We start from the raw sequence: 16,837 nt of genomic DNA, 5'->3' as shown, positions 1-16,837 counted from the left end.
TGCAATTATTTTATTCATCAAACAGCGAGGTGGTAGTAAAGGGTTGTTTTACAGGTTGCTGTGATGGTGGCTTTGGTTTCCTTCTATATAATTTATTGTAAATGATAAACAGGCTGTAGTTTTATAAGGCTGATAAACGAATTTATCAAATGAATGAGTTGAGTACAGGTTGTTTGGTTATTGACTGAGCAATCGCGTTAAGTAAGTGGTAGAGTCAATATTCATGAGATTTACATTGTAATAATAAAAGTCTATAATTTCTTCATAAGTTTTTCCCATGCGAGCCATTTTCATAGCTCCCTCCTGCGATAGTCCTACTCCATGTCCATATCCGCGCCCTTTAATTATCAGCTTGTCTTTTTCGGGAGTGATAGAAAAGAATGTTGACTTAAGTTTGAACTCATTGCGCACGTGCTTCAGCGGCACCAACTGGCCGGCAACTGTCATGTTGCGCTGGCGTGTTGGTTGATTAAACCTGAAAAGCACATTGGGATAATAATTTTCCGGTAGTTTGATGCCTATACGATCCATAAACTGAACCCAATCTGCCAAAGCAATTGTGTCGCTCCAGAGGGAGTTGTGCTGATCGGCCCAGTAAGGATCTTTTTTACCTCTTAGGTAGGGCATAGCTGCACTCCACACATCTTCAGAGTTTACGGTAAAACCACCACTGTTTGAGTGAAATGCGGCAGTAATAAGTTGTCGGTTTTCGTCTGTGATAACCAGTCCTTTGGTTGCTTCAACGGCGGTGCGTATAGCCTTATTTTCTGTTTGCACGCCCTTGTATACCTGGCAATGTACATCGTCGCACAGGTTGAAGTTTTCGTTTTCGTGGCGGTCGATATGGTTTAAGGCATATGTGCGGCTGATTATTGACTGAGACTTATAATATTCTTCGCGTGCCCTTGTTCCGCTTTCAGCCTCTACTACAGAAGCCACATATTTTTCAAAAGCAATTTGGTTGATAATGGTGAGTTTATCTTCCGGATGGATTGATATTTCCAAATGGCCCTCGTAGCGGTGCTTTTTAAGAGCGGGGAAGGCAGGTTCGAGGCTGTACATGCTATTGCTCCGTTTGGGGGTAATAGCTATACGATGTGACAATCCCATGTGTTTTTCAATGCCCCAAATACTTATTTGATTTCCTACCAGTGTGATGTAAATGACATCATTACCTTTGATTTTTTCTTTATATCCCTGATCGTTTTCCAGGTAATAGGCTCCATGTAAAGGTTTAAAAACAAGGGTTTTCACATCGAATTTATGATAAAGCCCGATACGTATATCCTGGCTGGATGCATATTGAAATGAAAATATAATAAGTCCGAAAAATATTAACCTTTGGATCATCTCAGATCTTCTTTTAATCGTTTAACCATTGACTCGGCAGCTCTCGCTGATGCTCCGGTATTCCCCATTTTACTGTATAACTCCTGATAATGCTTTAACACTTTATCTCTTTTTTCTCCATTGGGGAGAATGGCTGTCAGTTCTTTTTTAAGTTTAGGAAAGGTAAAGTCTTGTTGCAGCAGTTCTTTAATAATCTCTTTCTGCATGATCAAATTTACCAAAGTTGCCCATTTTACTTTTAATACAATTCTCGCTACGGCATGGGCCAAAATACCACCACCTATTTTATATACCGCTACCTGTGGAGTGCCTATTAAAGCGGTCTCCAGGGCTGCTGTTCCGGATGCTACAATGCAGGCATCGGCATGTTTAACCATCTGATAAGTATCGTTATGAATGAGGTTGTTATTTTCATCATTTTCCATAAATTGTTCATAATAATCTTCGTTGATTCCCGGTGCTGCCGAGATAAGAAACTGGTATTGTGGAAAATGTGATTTTAGGCGTAGCATCATGGGTAGCAAGTTTTTTATTTCTTGTCTTCTGCTACCTGGCAATAATCCTATTATTGGCTTATGGGGTAAATTGTGTCTGTGAAGAAAATCATCTAAAAGTTCTCCGCGGTTGAGCTGTGCTTCTATGGCGTCGAGTAACGGGTTTCCAACATATTCAATGGGGTAATTAAACTCCTTGTAAAAATCGACTTCGAATGGGAGAATGCTGTATAAATGGTCTATATATTTTTTTATGGCCTTTATCCGGTAGGTTTTCCAGGCCCAGATTTTGGGTGCAATGTAATAGAATGTTCTAAACCCTTTGTTTTTAGCAAATTTTGCTATTCTTAAATTAAATCCGGGATAATCGATAAATATCACAACGTCGGGCTTATATTCCACGATATCTTGTTTGCAAAGCTTAAGGTTCTTTCGGATTTTTCCAAGGCTTTTGATAACGCTCATATAGCCCATTACGGCTGTGTCTTTGTAGTGCCGTACCAGATCGGCTCCATTTTCCTGCATCAAGTCGCCACCCCAGGCTCTGATTTGTGCTTCCGGATCATTGGCTCGTATACCTTTAATAAGGTTAGCTCCGTGTAAATCTCCAGATGCTTCGCCCGCTATTATGTAATACTTCATACTTATGCAGTTATTTTGGGTTATAGTTATCCAAGTCTCAGGTATGCTACCATTATGGTGATAATCATTACAGCAGTAAGCACGCCTTTTGCAGACCGGTTGCGGTGTGTCCAGATAAAGATAAAAAACAGTAACAGGTTTGGCAAAGCGCTTAAACTAACTACAGACGAAAACATTTCTGTTAGTTTTAAAGCGCTCAGGAATTTCTGGAAGGTCCCGAATTCAGCTTGATTAATCAAATAAAAACCGAAAAAAGATAATACTGTAAGTATCACAGCACCTATCAGGCCGAACCATATATTATCAAATTTTTTAGTTTTCCTTATCATGGTCAAAGTTTAGTTTTGTGATATGCTCAAGGGCATGGTAAGCAGTAAAGTCTGCTTTAATGGGTACTACAGCTACGTAATTGTTGGCCAGTGCCCATTCGTCAGTGTCTGTGGCTTCGGGTTCAAAATTATTAAATGACCCTGTTAGCCAGTAATAATCTTTATTGTGGGGATCGGTTCGTTTTTCGAATTTTTCTTTCCAGGTGCCATGGGTTTGTCTGCATACTCTTAAGCCCCTAATTTCGTCTGGTTTTGCTTTGGGTACATTTACATTAAGCGTTGTGTAGGCCGATAATTTATTTTCGAGTACGTAACGAAAAACGCGGTCTGCGTAGTAAGCGGCCGCTTCAAAATCAGCATCAGCTGAGTGGTCGAGGAGCGAAAATCCTATAGAAGTAACCCCGTTCAGGCATGCTTCTATGGCGGCTCCCATGGTGCCGGAATAAATGACCGAAATAGATGCGTTGGACCCGTGATTAATACCGCTGACCATGATATCCGGTTTTCTTGGAACAACCTGGTTCAGTCCTAATTTTACACAATCTACCGGAGTTCCGTTGCATTTGTAAAGTGTAATGCCTTCACCTTCACGTACTTTTTGTAACCTTAAAGGTTCTTTAATGGTAATGGCATGCGACATGCCTGATTGTGCACTTTCAGGGGCTACAGCAATGACTTCACCATATTTTGAAACTACTTCAATTAAAGTTTGCATGCCACGGGCATAGTACCCGTCGTCGTTTGAAACAAATATTAAAGGTCTGTTTTTATCTTTCAAGGTGAATTTAGTTTTTCGTTTAATTGGCAAATATAAATAAAGTTTCGGGTTTGTAGCAGGATAAACAAAGGCTTCTTATGAGTATTAGGACTTCTTTTTATGAATGCTCATGTCTTTTCAACCAATCTTTGTAGTTCTATGTTTATTACGTAAAGCAACTTATTATGGCTAAATTGAGCAAGAAGAACAAAAATGCAATATTAGTCATACTCGCAATAGCTATCATGGCAGGGGAATGGCGGTTCGTGTATTGCCTTTAGCCGCAGTGGGTGCTGTTTTTTTACTAAGTATTTTAATTAATGATCTTATCTCTAAAATGTAGTGTGCAGTATAGTTACAATTATTTAAAAACGCATATTTTATTTTTTTAATTACCTGTGGCAAATGGCTTTAAAATAGCAGTTTTTGCACATATTACTGTCTTCTGTTTGCCTGAATGGCACACTAACATCAAATAATTCCGTCAGGGTTTGTTGTAAGTGCTCTGTGAATTGGTGTTTTAAGTCGGCGTATTTTTCTGTTTTCTGCCTTGAAAAGGAAATAGCATGTATGGGGCGGTTTTCCTGTATGTAAAGCAAAGATGGAATAAGCTCTTTGTTTTTGGCAAAAGCATAAGTTTCAATAATTGTAGTGTATAAATAGGCCTGAAATGGTGCATCAGGTCTTTTGGGTAAATCGGGTGCAAAAAGGTCTTCAAACCTTGGTTTTTGCGTGGGAGCCCTTCCTGTTTTGTAATCGATTACATGTATTTCGTTTTCTTTTTGCTGGAGCCTGTCTATTTTTCCGGCTAAAACCACATTTTGTTCCTGATTAAAATGAAACTGTGTTTCATATTCGTTTTCGAGTCCGTGTAAAATAAACCCCTCGTTTTGAATATCATTCTTAATCAGCCTTTTTACATATTTTAATACGACTTGCTCAATGAGGTGCACCATACCATTCGATAGTTTCTGCAAGTCAATATCCCCAAATTTATGCTGCATGGATGTGTTAATTTGTTTCAAAATAGCATCATCGTTCAAAAAGGGGGCGAGATTAGCTTTAAACAGAGGTTTATTAGTTCCGGATAGCGGTTTATAGAGCAATTCCATGGTGTCGTGGAATATTTGTCCGAATACACGCTGGTCAATGCCGGTATCGAGTGTTTCAGGTTCCCTGATTTTTGCGATATATTGCAAATAAAATTTCAGTGGGCAATTGATATAAGTGTTCAATTGAATGGGATATATCTTTCTTTTGCCTGTCAGGTATTGGTTAAGAAGCGATTGTACTTTTTGGTCTTTTTCAATTACAATGGATTTTTCATTTCCGGGGGCAATTATATGCTGAAGGCGCTCTTCTGCAATTGAGCCTGGAAATTCGAATGCCAGCTGCTGAATAAATCTCGACTTTTCACCATAATCATTGTCAGCCTCATTGGAATTGTATATGAGTGTAAGCCTCGATGTTCTTTGTATGGCTCTGTAAAAGTAATATGCGAAGATAGCATCCTGGTTTTCAAAAGTGAGCAGTCCATATGCTTTTCGTAAGTTGTAAGGAATAAAACTGGGAGCTACCGATGAGGAAGGGAGAAAACCTTCATTAACAGCACAAATGATAAGGTTTTCAAAGTCTAAGGTTCTTGCCTCAATAAGTCCCATTATTTGGGTTCCTTTTAATGGTTCGCCCTCCAGCGTGAGGTTGATGCTGTTCAGTATTTTGTCTATGAGTCGAATAATTAATTTTTCGGGCAGGGAAAGGTAGTTTTGTTCTACTTGTTGCGATAGTTGATTTAAGGCGCTGTAAATGGTCACTGCTGCGCCAGTATTGATGTATTCTTTTTCGCTTTGTTCATCATCGTTGTATTCTGCAATGGCTTTTAATATTGCTTTTAAATAACCGATGAGCTTAATATCTCCTTCGGGAAATAATAGGGAACCAATAGAATCAGTTTTTAGCGACTCCGAATTACAAAACATCCTGTTGTTGTTAATCAGTTCGTCACGGACTTCCTTTAGCTCAGGTGTGTTGAGGATATCCTGTTGCAAAACTTCCAGTACCCATGAGGTTTTAAAGTATGTTTTTCCTTCATTGTGTATTCTTTGAGTTTTTACCTGCATGAGGTTTTTTATCAGACCGAGTAAGCTTGTGTTTTGCAATGGAAGGCCCATGGTAACATTTAACTTTCCGGCTGATGAAGTTATAGTTTGCAAAAGTGGGGTTAGTAAGCTTTCGTTGCCCAAAATAATGCCGTTTTTTAGAGGGTCCTCTGTAGTGCTGAATTCCCTTGCAGATAGCTCTGTGGTTTTTTGGGCCATTTCAATCTCTCCGGGCACGCCAATAAGCTGCAGGTGACTTTTTTTGTTGAGGTTGTCAAAGTTTTCTGTGTTTTTGAGTGCCGAAGGATAACGTTTGAGGTTTTGACGCATGAAGTAGCCTGCTTCGTGAGCGGGTTTATTAATGTACCATTGGTCGTAATCCCAGTAAAACAAACCATTGCTTGTACGTGCTGCATCAAATATTTTTTGCTCAGTTTTACTTAGTGCATTGAATCCTATAAAGACCGGAATTTTATCATTAAAATTCAGTTTGTCGCGGTCAGCTTTATCAGCTACTTCTCTGTATAGCATTCCTTCATAGCCTAATCCTTGGTTGTGCAAACCGTTTTTGTATGATTTGTAAATTTGATGCAGATGTTTCCAGAATGCCAGAAATTGACCGCGTACTTTTTCCTGATTTTCAATACCGCTACCTTTGTAGAGGTTTTGCCAGAATTGTTTTATTAATTCAAGTTGATCGTCCTCAATATCTCCAAAAAGTTGTTCTATCTCTTTAAGGTCGTGTACATATTGGAATAGGTGACCTGCATCGACCATGTATTTGTCAATGTCGTCAAAGTCAGCCAAAAGCATCTCTCCAAAATACCAGAAATTGTCTACGGTTTCTGTTTTACTGACAATTTTAGTGTAGGTCAGGTATAAATTGGTTATTGCCGGTATTGTTTCTATAATTTTTAGTTTGCTTTCTTTTTCTATAAATTCATTAATAGTCAGTATTTCAGGAGTAAATAGTGGTTTTTCTATTAATTGAGATACAATGTGTTTCAGAAATGTCCTTGGTCTTTTACCCGGTGTGATGATTAATAGATCCTGAAATTGACCATTATTTCTTTCGAGTAAATTTTCAGCAACAAGCTCGAGGAATTTTTTCATGATATAATTATTAAACAATAAAAGTAATTAGAACATAAAATCTAACCAATTTTACAATTGAGAATAATTTTCTTTTTAATTTATATGTATTGATTATCAGTCTTTAATGGATTTAATTTAATTTTGATGTCTACAGAAAATATTGTTTTGTGCCTTTGATTTACCAATAATATCAGGACTTTTGAGAACTTTTGTTTAACGTAGAAATATATTTTAAGATAAAAACATCCTTAAATTTTAATCTACGCAAAATAAAAATATACATAAAATGCAATATGTTAGTATAATAGCCTATTCTAATTTAGAATAATTCTAAATATTAAGACTTTTTTAACATATTTTTATTTGGATTTTGTTCAATAATGTATTAGATTTGTTAAACAAATTAATCAAAAAACGACACCTATGACTGCAATCGAATTCAACAATCAATTAACCGGTTTAAGAGATAATCTACATCGGTTTGCTTACAGGCTAACTACGAATGCCGAAGAAGCAGAAGATCTTCTGCAGGAAACTATGCTTAAAGCATTAAGCAATAAAGATAAATTTCAGGATAAAACCAATCTGAAATCCTGGACATTTACAATAATGAAGAATACATTCATTAATAACTACAGAAGAGCAACCCGGTCACAAACAATCTTAGATACAACAAAGGAGTTGCACTTTCTGAATGTACCACAGGATTCAGGATTTATATCCCCGGATGCCAGCTTCTCGGTTCAAGAGATTCGTAAGGCCATTAATAATCTGGAGATAGAATACCGCAAACCATTTACAATGCATACCGAGGGTTTCAAGTATAAGGAAATTGCTGAGGAGCTCGGATTGCCTATCGGGTCAGTGAAAAGCAGAATTTTCATTGCCCGTAAGAAATTAATGGGTGCATTGCAGGATTACAGCCGATAATTTATTGCCTATCTATTTATAAAAGCTGTCTCTTTTGGGGCAGCTTTTCTTTTTGTCTTCGAAAACAAACATTGGAAACGCTCATTTGTTACTAAAAAAAAGTTAAACTTCATATCACTTATGGATAAACTCTCGTTTCTGGGTAATGCAGATGTGAATGCAATAGAAAAATTATATCAGCAATATACTGAAGACCCGAATGCTGTAGAACCAACGTGGCGACATTTTTTTGAGGGGTTCGATTTTTCCCGTAAACAATATGGCGAAACAAAGATAACCAACAGGGAATTTAACGTCGTTAATCTTATACATGCCTACCGGCAAAGGGGACATTTGTTTACAAAAACAAACCCCGTGAGGCAACGACGACAGTACAGGCCTACGCTTGACATTGAGAATTTTGATCTGGAAGAGGCCGACCTGAAAACGGTATTTCAGTCTGGAAACCTCTTAGGTATCGGCCCGGCAAAGTTGGAAGATATTATTGCTCACCTGAATGAAACGTATCGCAATAATATTGGGGTGGAGTACAAGTATATCCGACATCCCGAAGTTGTTGACTGGCTTGAGAAAAGGATGGAAGGCACACGCAATCAGCCCCGCTTTAGTGTCGAAAGAAAAAAACATATCTATAAGCTTTTGGTGCAAGCAGTTGGCTTTGAGAAATATTTACACAAAAAATTTATAGGTCAAAAAAGTTTTTCTCTGGAAGGGACAGAGGCTATAATTCCAGCACTTGACTCCATTATTGAGAATGGAGCAGAAAAAGGTATCAGGGAATTCATAATTGGTATGTCGCACCGAGGCCGGTTGAATGTACTCGCAAATATTCTAAAAAAACCATACGCCAACATTTTCAGAGAGTTTGTAGGGAAATCATACGAAAAAGGAGTCAGTTTGGGCGATGTGAAATATCACCTGGGTTATGGCAATAGTGTTACTACAGATCAGGGCAAAGAAGTACGACTTAACCTGGCGCCCAATCCTTCACACTTAGAGGCTGTTGGTGGAGTTGTCGAAGGGATTGCAAGAGCCAAAATCGACCAGAAATACAATGGTAACTACAACGAAGTGGCTCCCATTCTTATTCATGGCGATGCTGCTATTGCCGCTCAGGGTGTAGTCTATGAAATTATTCAAATGTCTCAATTGCCCGGCTATAAAACCGGGGGAACAATTCATCTTGTGATAAACAATCAGGTTGGATTTACTACTAACTACCTTGATGGTCGTTCGAGCACTTATTCAACCGATGTGGCCAAAGTTACCAGAAGTCCTGTTTTTCATGTCAATGGCGACGATGTGGAGGCCCTGGTCAATACCATTAATCTCGCAATAGAATTTCGTCAGAAATGGCATACCGACATTTTTATAGATATCTTATCATATCGAAAATACGGACATAACGAAGGCGATGAACCACGTTTTACACAGCCAAAACTTTACAACATAATTGCAAAGCATCCGGATATAAGGCAGATTTATGAGGAGCAGCTCGTGAAGGAGCAAGTTGCAGGTAAGGATGAATTGCAAAAGGTCAACAATGATTTCAGTAAAAAGCTGGACAAATCTTTTGATGAGGCCAGAAAAAAAGAATCACTTGATATAAAACTTTTCCTCGAAGAAGACTGGAAGGGCTATCCTTATCCGGACGATAAATTAATAAAAGAGCAAATAGATACATCATTTGATAAAAAGGAATTTCTGAAATTGGCAGAGAAACTTACGAATTTGCCTGAAAAGCTTAAGTTTTTCAAAAAAGCCGTAAAAATTGTCAACGACCGTAAAGAAATGGTCGAAAACGACAAATTAGATTGGGCAATGGGTGAGTTAATGGCCTATGCCACCTTGCTTAAGGAGAACTACCGCGTGCGAATTAGCGGGCAGGATAGTGTGCGCGGCACATTTGCACATCGTCATGCTGTGTTTATGGATGTAAATGGTGAAAAGCACTACACACCGCATCGCAAAATGACATCGAATCCCGAGGATTTTCAAATTTATAACAGTCTACTATCAGAATATGGCGTAATGGGATTTGAATATGGCTATGCCCTGGCCTCGCCCCATACTTTAACCATTTGGGAAGCACAGTTTGGTGATTTCTCAAATGTTGCCCAGGTTATAATAGACCAGTTTATTAGTTCAGGAGAAGAAAAATGGGGACTTAAAAACGGTTTAACACTGATGCTTCCTCATGGATACGAAGGTCAGGGACCGGAGCATTCGAGTGCCCGGCTTGAGCGCTTCCTTAGTATGGCAGCATCTGATAATATGCAAATTGTAAATCCCACTACTCCGGCAAATTATTTTCACTTATTGAGAAGGCAAATGCTCCGTAAATTTCGTTTACCGCTGGTAATTTTCACACCTAAAAGTTTGTTGCGGCATTCGGCATGTATATCGTCTGTAGATGAAATGACTAAGGGGCATTTTCAAGAAGTGATAGATGATAACCATAACCAACCCGACAAGGTTTCGAGAGTGGTTTTTTGTAGCGGAAAAATTTATTACGATTTGCTTGCCCGCAAACAGGAACTCGATGCAGATGATATCGCATTGGTAAGAGTTGAGCAGCTTCATCCTTTTCCCGAACAAAAGGTTGAGAAAATTATTAAGAAATATCCCAATACTTTATTGTGGCTCTGGGTTCAGGAAGAACCCGAAAATATGGGCGCGTGGAAATATATACGTGACCAAATTCCACACATCCCACTTCAGGTAGTGGCCAGATTACGAAGTGGAAGTCCTGCAACAGGCCTTTCTGCCATTCATAAAACAGAGCAGGAAGAAATTATTAATAAAGTATTTAAGCCCTGCACCTGTGAACTCAATAATGAGTATTGTGGTTTACAGTGTGTTACCGGAAAAGCGCGAGAAGAAATTAAAAAACAGCGCGATTATATTCTTGAACTGAGAAAACATAATGTACTATGATCGTTGATATAAAAATTCCAACACCCGGAGAATCTATTACCGAAGTAGAAATAGCTTCATGGCTCGTTGAAGATGGTGCCATCGTAGAAAAAGACCAGGAAATTGCCGAAATCGAATCGGATAAGGCCACATTAATGCTGGCAGCCGAAGAAGGTGGTGAAATATCGATAAAGGCACCCGAAGGAGAAACTGTAAAGGTAGGGAGTGTAGCTTGTACTATCGATACAAGCAAGGCAGGCGAAGCATCAGAAAGTAAAAGCGATTCCGGTAAGCAAGAAGAGGGCGACAAGGCAGAAGAGAAAACCCAGGAAGAGCCTAAATCTAATGAGGTTGAGAAGAACAGAGAAGAGCCTGCAAAGCAAAAAGTTAAAGTATCGGGTGAGGAGCACGGTACTGTAAAAACTACACCTGTGGCAGATAAAATAATGCAGGCGCACGAAGTTTCAATAGACGACATTTTGAATGGTATTGCCAGGTTAGACAAGAAAACAACCGAGCGCGGACTGCAGGGCCTTAAGGAATCTGATTCGGCAGAAACTGGTTCGGGTGGAGACAGAACTACCGAGCGAAAAAAAATGTCATCGTTGCGTAAGAAAATCAGTGAACGCCTGGTGAAAGTTAAAAACGAAACAGCCATGCTGACAACTTTCAACGAGATTGACATGTCGGCAGTTATGGAGATGCGTAAAAAATATCAAAAGAAATTTACAGAAAAACACGGTGTCAAGCTGGGTTTTATGTCATTTTTTACAAAAGCTGTTGCTGTGGCCCTGAAATCTTTTCCCGAGGTAAATGCAATGATTGACGGTGATGAAATTGTTTATTTCAAATATGCGGATGTTGGCATAGCAGTGCAAACTCCTAAAGGCTTAATGGTGCCTGTGATTCGCGACACAGGCGATAAGTCTCTCGCTACTGTTGAAACTGAGATTGCCAAAATGGCTAACAAAGCAAAGGATGGTAAAATAACCATCGATGATTTACAGGGAGGAACATTTTCTATTACCAATGGAGGTATTTTTGGGTCTATGTTGTCTACACCCATCATAAATCCCCCACAGGCGGGTATTCTGGGTATGCATAACATACAGGATAGGCCGGTTGCCATCAATGGCCAGGTTGTAGTGCGACCCATGATGTATATTGCACTATCTTACGACCATAGAATAATAGACGGAATGAGTTCGGTTAGTTTTCTTAAAACCATTAAGGAATTAATTGAGAATCCCGTAATGTTGCTAAGCGATGGCAATGCCAATGAGCGGTTGCTCGAACTATAGCGCTTAGGGATTGTGCCGAAATAACTTGACGTTTTAAACTTGTTCTTTTGCCCTTTAACTTCCTTGAAAATTCATTAAATAGCCCGCTATTCGCAGTATTTTCAAGTTGCTAAAGAACAAAATAACTTCGTTATAACGGCCTACTTATTTCATTACAATCCCTTAGCTTAATGGATGTCGAAAAATAAAAGTACTGCCTTGTTCCGGGGCCGACTTAAGAGATATATCACCATTTAGGTTCCTGGCAATTTCACGGGCAATAGTAAGGCCAAGGCCGGTGCCTCCAAAGCGTCTTTTCATGGCTTGTTCAACTTGCCTGAAGGGTTCAAATATAATATCATGATATGCTTCAGGAATTCCAATACCTGTATCTTTTACAATAATTGCCACACTTGTTTTTTCTAATCTTGCTGTTAGCGTGACCGTGCCGCTAATTGTGAATTTCAGTGCGTTATGTGTGATGTTTTTTATTACTTGTTTGTATCTTATCGGGTCAGTTTTAAACTTGGGTATTTCACCTTCGTATTGCATATCAAATCCAATACCTTTATCCTGGGCTTCTGACACAAAATAATCGTACACACTTTCGATTATTTCATTTAAATCAGTTGTTTTTTTGCTGAATTTTGATTCTCCACTTTCAATTTTTGATAAATCGATAATATCCATTACTACGGCTTCAAGTTGTAATGTGCTGTCCGAAACAATTTGCAGGTAGCTGTTTCGTTTTTCGTCGCCGAGGCTTGAATTCATTGCAAGCTGTGCAAATCCCACAATTCCATTCATTGGTGTTCTTATCTCATGACTGATATTGGCCAGAAAAGCACTTTTCAGACGCTCGCTTTCTTCTGCTTTTTCTTTTGCAACTTCAAGCTCACTGCCATGTTTTTGTAGTTTTTTATTGATGCTTTTTAATTGGCTATTGGCAGATTTAATTTCCATTTCAGCCTCTAATTTTTCTGTTATATCACGTATTATTGCAAATGAACCGTTGAAGTTTTTTTCAGCATCATAAATTGGAGAGGCGTTTATTTCAAGATTTTTTTTGTGTTTTTTTCTGGTAATAACCTCAACGTAATAGGTGCTCGATTGCCCTGTTTTTCGTTGTGCTTCTTCCTGTTGGATTATCTCAAGCGATGAGGCTGTACTTACATCTTTCAGCGTTTTTGTTCCAACCTGGTACGGTTCAACTTCAAAGATTTTCTCGGCAGCCGGGTTCATGAATGTTATCTCGCCTTCCTTGCTCGTAATGGCCAACCCATCGTTCATGTTTTCCACCAGGTATCGATATTTGGCTTCGCTTTTTTTGAGTTTTTGCTCTGCCAGCTTTTTGTCGGTTACGTCTCTGATTATGCCAATATTACTCTCCAGGGTTGGGTTATAATCGGATTGAATTTCATAAAATTTTTCCATTACCTGAATTGTTCTGGGAACAATACGATTACCTTTAAGTATATGAAATAATTCAGCTAATAACTCTTTGGCCAGGCGCCTGGGTAGTTTGTTGTTTATGAGCTCAATGGCTGATTTGTTTTTCAGCGATTCCTCTTTTATATTGAGTAAGTCATTGAATTTGTTATTTGTATCTAATACTCTTCCTTCTTTGTTTATATAAATAATGCCCACCCCGGCAGTTTCAAATACATCGCGATATCTGATTTCACTTTCTTTTAATTTTCTACTGGTTGTTAACTGCTCTGAAATATCTTCAGCAACTTTTATAAAACCCTCAAGGTCACCATATTCGTTAATATGAGGCGTGATTATTGCTTTTTCCCAATATAGTTCACCATTTTTTCTTTTATTATGCATTAGCCCTTGCCAGGTTTTACCGCTTTTTATGGTTTCCCATAGTTGCTGATAGAATGCTTGTGTATGTTCACTTGATTGTAAAATTCGTGGATTTCTCGATTTCACCTCTTTAAAATCGTAACCGGTTATTTTGCTAAAAGCAGTGTTTACAAACTGGATTTCACCTTCAGGATTTGTGAATGTTATGGATACAGGGGCTTTATTGAGTATTACGGAATGCAAAAAGGATTTGGCTTCGGCTTTTTTCTGATTTGTAATATCAGTTATGTAAAGTACCTTAAATGTTTCTTCGGTTGCTGCCAGGTGTTTTGTTTCGACTTTGAGATACTTTCTTTGTTTATCATTCTGCTTAACCTGATATATTAAGTTGGTATTTTGTGCGTTTATATCAATTTCTTTATCTGATTCTTGATTTTCTTTTGTCGATATCTGTGTAAATTTCTTTTCCGGGTTGAGCGCTTTGTAAAAGTGATCAATTGTTTTGTCTTTTAGTTCAGTAAGTTTGACGGCTGCATACTCAAGGGCAATATTGTTTGCATCAATGATTTTATCATCAGAGTTAGTAACGATAATACCTTCTTCGCAATGATTCAAAATTTGGGTAAGATCTATTTTCGGAGCGTTCTTTTCTTCTGGTCTCCCGGCTAAGGCTATGCCTTGAATTATCGAATTCTGATTGTCGAATTTTCCATTAAACTGTATCCTGATTAGGGCTTTATCATTAACGTTTAATGCAAGATTAACATTAACATCGGTTCGTATGGATTTTTTTATTTCCTGAAGTTGCCTGTAAAATTCTTTAGACGATGCTGTTAATAATAGTCGCCTAAATTCTGATATAGATAATTTAGATGATATTTTAAGACCGGTTCGATTTTCGAAATTGTCATCAAGGAATATCTTGTTTTTTTTCAAATCAATTTGCCATTCAAAAGCATTACCGAGAGAAAGTATTTCTCTATTATTATTTTTCCTTATTGGCATGCAGCAAGTGATTCTTTAATGATTCCTTAAAAAAATGATATCAATGCAAATTAGCCCATTTTTTGCAACTCTTAAATAGGTATTAATACCCAAAAATTTTAATAAACAATAAATTGTAATTAAGAGAATTAATTGTGATCTATGCCGCGTATTTTGCCCAATAGCGAAATATAATTTTGAAATATTAAAAAAAAGTATTATAATCACGCTAAATTTAAACCATATTAATTTATGTTAGACATTGTAAAAATTACAAAAGAGGACGAATTTAAAAAGACTAGCAGAGAAGAGTTTTTAGATTTTATGTTTACTCACCTGGATCGTTTTGGAGATCCTAAGGAAGACATAAACAAATCAATCGATTACGCATTTTCTGATGCAGAATCAGAGGGCGGCTTTTTGTTGGCAGCATTTTATGAAGATAAACTTGTTGGCGGCCTCATCATGAATGAAACAGGCATGTCAGGATATATTCCCGAGAATATTCTCGTATACGTTGCAGTAGATGCTACATATCGGGGTAAAGGCTTTGGTGGAGAGATTATTAAAGAATCTTTCAAACAGGCCAATGGCAATGTGAAACTTCATGTTGAATACGATAACCCGGCGAAAAGGCTCTATGAGCGACTTGGATTTTCCAACAAGTACGCCGAAATGCGTTACGACAACAAATAATTCATTTCTCAAAGAAACAATAAAAGGCTGTTGTTGCATCAATTTATGCGATAGCAGCCTTTCATCGTAGGTACAATTAAAACTCTGTAATTTATGGCACACCTAAATATTAAAATAAGCGAAATAAAAAATAATATCCGTACCATTACCCGGTATCTGGAACAGTATAATGTGCAGTGGAGTCTTGTAACTAAGGTCTTTTCTGGCGACAGAGAATTTTTGAGCAGATTGCTTACTCCTGAAATCGTAAAGAATCTACATTCTGTGGGCGATTCTCGTCTTACAAGCCTGAAAAACCTTAAGGCGGTTTATCCTGATATTCAAACCATTTACATTAAGCCCCCTGCGCGGGTTTATGCAGATGAAGTAGTGGAATATGCTGATATTTCTCTGAATTCATCCTACAACACCATTGTAGCTTTAAATGAAGCTGCAAAGAAACAAGAAAAAACACATAAAATTATATTGATGGTTGAAATGGGTGAGTTGCGCGAAGGTATTGACCGCGACAACCTGGTGAATTTCTATAAGCGGGTGTTTGAAATGTCTAATATTGAGGTTATTGGACTAGGTTCGAACCTTGGTTGCATGTATGGCGTTGAACCTAGTTACGACAAGCTGTTACAATTATCGTTGTATAAAAAACTTATTGAATATAAATTCAACAAAAAAATCGAACTTATTTCGGGCGGAAGCTCCATTACATTGCCATTGCTTGAAAAAGGCAATGTGCCACCGGAGGTCAACCATTTTAGAATTGGAGAGGCTGCATTTTTTGGAACAAGTCCTTATGACAATGAGCAGTTTTTGGAACTGTCGACTGAAACATTTAACTTTTATGCCAACCTTATTGAGTTAGAAGAAAAAGGAATTGTACCTGATGGAATAATAAATGAGGCGAACATTGGCCATACAGCAGGCTTTAAGGAAGTAGATCTGGATAAAAAAACCTACAAGGGAATTGTTGACTTTGGTATGTTAGACGTTGATTATCATGATTTAACACCAACAGATCCTGAAATAGAATTTGTGGGAACTACTTCGGATATGACCGTTTACGATTTGGGTGAAAATGTAAACGACAAAGGCGAAAAAAAATACTCTATTAACAATGCCATTTGTTTTAAACCTTCTTATATGGCTGCAGCCCGTTTGCTTCATTCGAAGTTTATTGATCTAACTTTTGAAGACGAGTAATTTATACCATAAGAAAGTACTTCCAGACATTGCATAGATAGGAACAACAATTGGGTTTAGAAGAGCGTTAATTTGAAGTAATCATAAGTTATCCGAAATGAACCGAGCCATGATTTGTTAGAAGGCCAACAAGATATCGCCGATTTGCAGATCCCACAATGCAGTGCTAACGGGGAATTAACGGTAGCGAATGATCTAAATTTAACTTATCATGGTGAGGTACATTCCAATTTACATTGAGACGAGTCTAACCATT

11 protein-coding genes are annotated in these 16,837 nt (G+C 38.0%); 5 read left to right on the top strand and 6 right to left on the bottom strand.

What is annotated here, in order from left to right:
* Nucleotides 1–177: 177 nt before the first annotated feature.
* The 5 genes from ACTB0Y_RS05855 to ACTB0Y_RS05835 form a co-directional block, all read right to left on the bottom strand.
* Nucleotides 178–1,350, bottom strand: coding sequence for a SpoIID/LytB domain-containing protein (locus ACTB0Y_RS05855; protein ID WP_463205876.1), 1,173 nt, complete (start codon nt 1,348–1,350; stop codon nt 178–180).
* Entirely contained in the window at nt 1,347–2,486 is a 1,140-nt protein-coding gene (lpxB, locus tag ACTB0Y_RS05850; RefSeq protein WP_463205875.1) for a lipid-A-disaccharide synthase, read from the bottom strand. Before lpxB ends, ACTB0Y_RS05855 begins: the two co-directional genes overlap by 4 nt.
* A gap of 26 nt (nt 2,487–2,512) precedes the next feature.
* Entirely contained in the window at nt 2,513–2,815 is a 303-nt protein-coding gene (locus ACTB0Y_RS05845) for a hypothetical protein (protein WP_463205874.1), read from the bottom strand.
* On the bottom strand, nt 2,799–3,593 hold the full coding sequence (surE, locus tag ACTB0Y_RS05840) for a 5'/3'-nucleotidase SurE (protein ID WP_463205873.1): 795 nt from the start codon (nt 3,591–3,593) through the stop codon (nt 2,799–2,801). The genes ACTB0Y_RS05845 and surE overlap by 17 nt, the downstream gene beginning before the upstream one ends.
* A 371-nt stretch (nt 3,594–3,964) precedes the next feature.
* Entirely contained in the window at nt 3,965–6,784 is a 2,820-nt protein-coding gene (locus ACTB0Y_RS05835; protein WP_463205872.1) for a PD-(D/E)XK nuclease family protein, read from the bottom strand.
* A 405-nt stretch (nt 6,785–7,189) separates the two neighbouring features.
* Here ACTB0Y_RS05835 and ACTB0Y_RS05830 point away from each other — a divergent pair, with 405 nt between their 5' ends.
* The 3 genes from ACTB0Y_RS05830 to odhB all read left to right on the top strand — a co-directional run bounded on the left by ACTB0Y_RS05830 (nt 7,190) and on the right by odhB (nt 11,913).
* A complete protein-coding gene (locus ACTB0Y_RS05830; RefSeq protein ID WP_463205871.1) occupies nt 7,190–7,696 on the top strand; it encodes an RNA polymerase sigma factor in 507 nt (168 codons plus the stop codon).
* A 120-nt stretch (nt 7,697–7,816) separates the two neighbouring features.
* Nucleotides 7,817–10,633 (top strand): 2-oxoglutarate dehydrogenase E1 component, encoded by a 2,817-nt coding sequence (locus ACTB0Y_RS05825; protein WP_463205870.1) that lies wholly within the window; start codon nt 7,817–7,819, stop codon nt 10,631–10,633.
* Entirely contained in the window at nt 10,630–11,913 is a 1,284-nt protein-coding gene (gene odhB / locus ACTB0Y_RS05820) for a 2-oxoglutarate dehydrogenase complex dihydrolipoyllysine-residue succinyltransferase (RefSeq protein WP_463205869.1), read from the top strand. Before ACTB0Y_RS05825 ends, odhB begins: the two co-directional genes overlap by 4 nt.
* Before the next feature lie 162 nt (nt 11,914–12,075).
* Here the strand turns inward: odhB and ACTB0Y_RS05815 are convergent, their stop codons facing one another.
* The gene (locus ACTB0Y_RS05815) at nt 12,076–14,709 is read right to left on the bottom strand and encodes a PAS domain S-box protein (RefSeq protein WP_463205868.1); all 2,634 of its coding nucleotides are present in this window, start codon (nt 14,707–14,709) and stop codon (nt 12,076–12,078) included.
* A 231-nt stretch (nt 14,710–14,940) separates the two neighbouring features.
* Between ACTB0Y_RS05815 and ACTB0Y_RS05810 the strand changes: the two genes are divergently transcribed.
* Together ACTB0Y_RS05810 and ACTB0Y_RS05805 are read left to right on the top strand one after the other, a co-directional pair.
* Entirely contained in the window at nt 14,941–15,384 is a 444-nt protein-coding gene (locus ACTB0Y_RS05810) for a GNAT family N-acetyltransferase (RefSeq protein WP_463205867.1), read from the top strand.
* Nucleotides 15,385–15,477: 93 nt separating this feature from the next.
* Nucleotides 15,478–16,581: an alanine racemase gene (locus tag ACTB0Y_RS05805; RefSeq protein WP_463205866.1), complete on the top strand. Its 1,104-nt coding sequence runs from the start codon at nt 15,478–15,480 to the stop codon at nt 16,579–16,581.
* Nucleotides 16,582–16,837 lie beyond the last annotated feature (256 nt).

Source organism: Salinivirga sp. (genome assembly GCF_055145285.1).
This window is presented reverse-complemented; position numbering and strand designations above follow the sequence as displayed.

Coding starts and splice junctions, on each gene's coding strand:
- lpxB (WP_463205875.1), bottom strand. CDS start 2,486: ATGAAGTATTACATAATAGCGGGCGAAGCATCTGGAGATTTACACGGA.
- odhB (WP_463205869.1), top strand. CDS start 10,630: ATGATCGTTGATATAAAAATTCCAACACCCGGAGAATCTATTACCGAA.
- ACTB0Y_RS05845 (WP_463205874.1), bottom strand. CDS start 2,815: ATGATAAGGAAAACTAAAAAATTTGATAATATATGGTTCGGCCTGATA.
- ACTB0Y_RS05825 (WP_463205870.1), top strand. CDS start 7,817: ATGGATAAACTCTCGTTTCTGGGTAATGCAGATGTGAATGCAATAGAA.
- ACTB0Y_RS05855 (WP_463205876.1), bottom strand. CDS start 1,350: ATGATCCAAAGGTTAATATTTTTCGGACTTATTATATTTTCATTTCAA.
- ACTB0Y_RS05835 (WP_463205872.1), bottom strand. CDS start 6,784: ATGAAAAAATTCCTCGAGCTTGTTGCTGAAAATTTACTCGAAAGAAAT.
- ACTB0Y_RS05810 (WP_463205867.1), top strand. CDS start 14,941: ATGTTAGACATTGTAAAAATTACAAAAGAGGACGAATTTAAAAAGACT.
- ACTB0Y_RS05815 (WP_463205868.1), bottom strand. CDS start 14,709: ATGCCAATAAGGAAAAATAATAATAGAGAAATACTTTCTCTCGGTAAT.
- ACTB0Y_RS05830 (WP_463205871.1), top strand. CDS start 7,190: ATGACTGCAATCGAATTCAACAATCAATTAACCGGTTTAAGAGATAAT.
- ACTB0Y_RS05805 (WP_463205866.1), top strand. CDS start 15,478: ATGGCACACCTAAATATTAAAATAAGCGAAATAAAAAATAATATCCGT.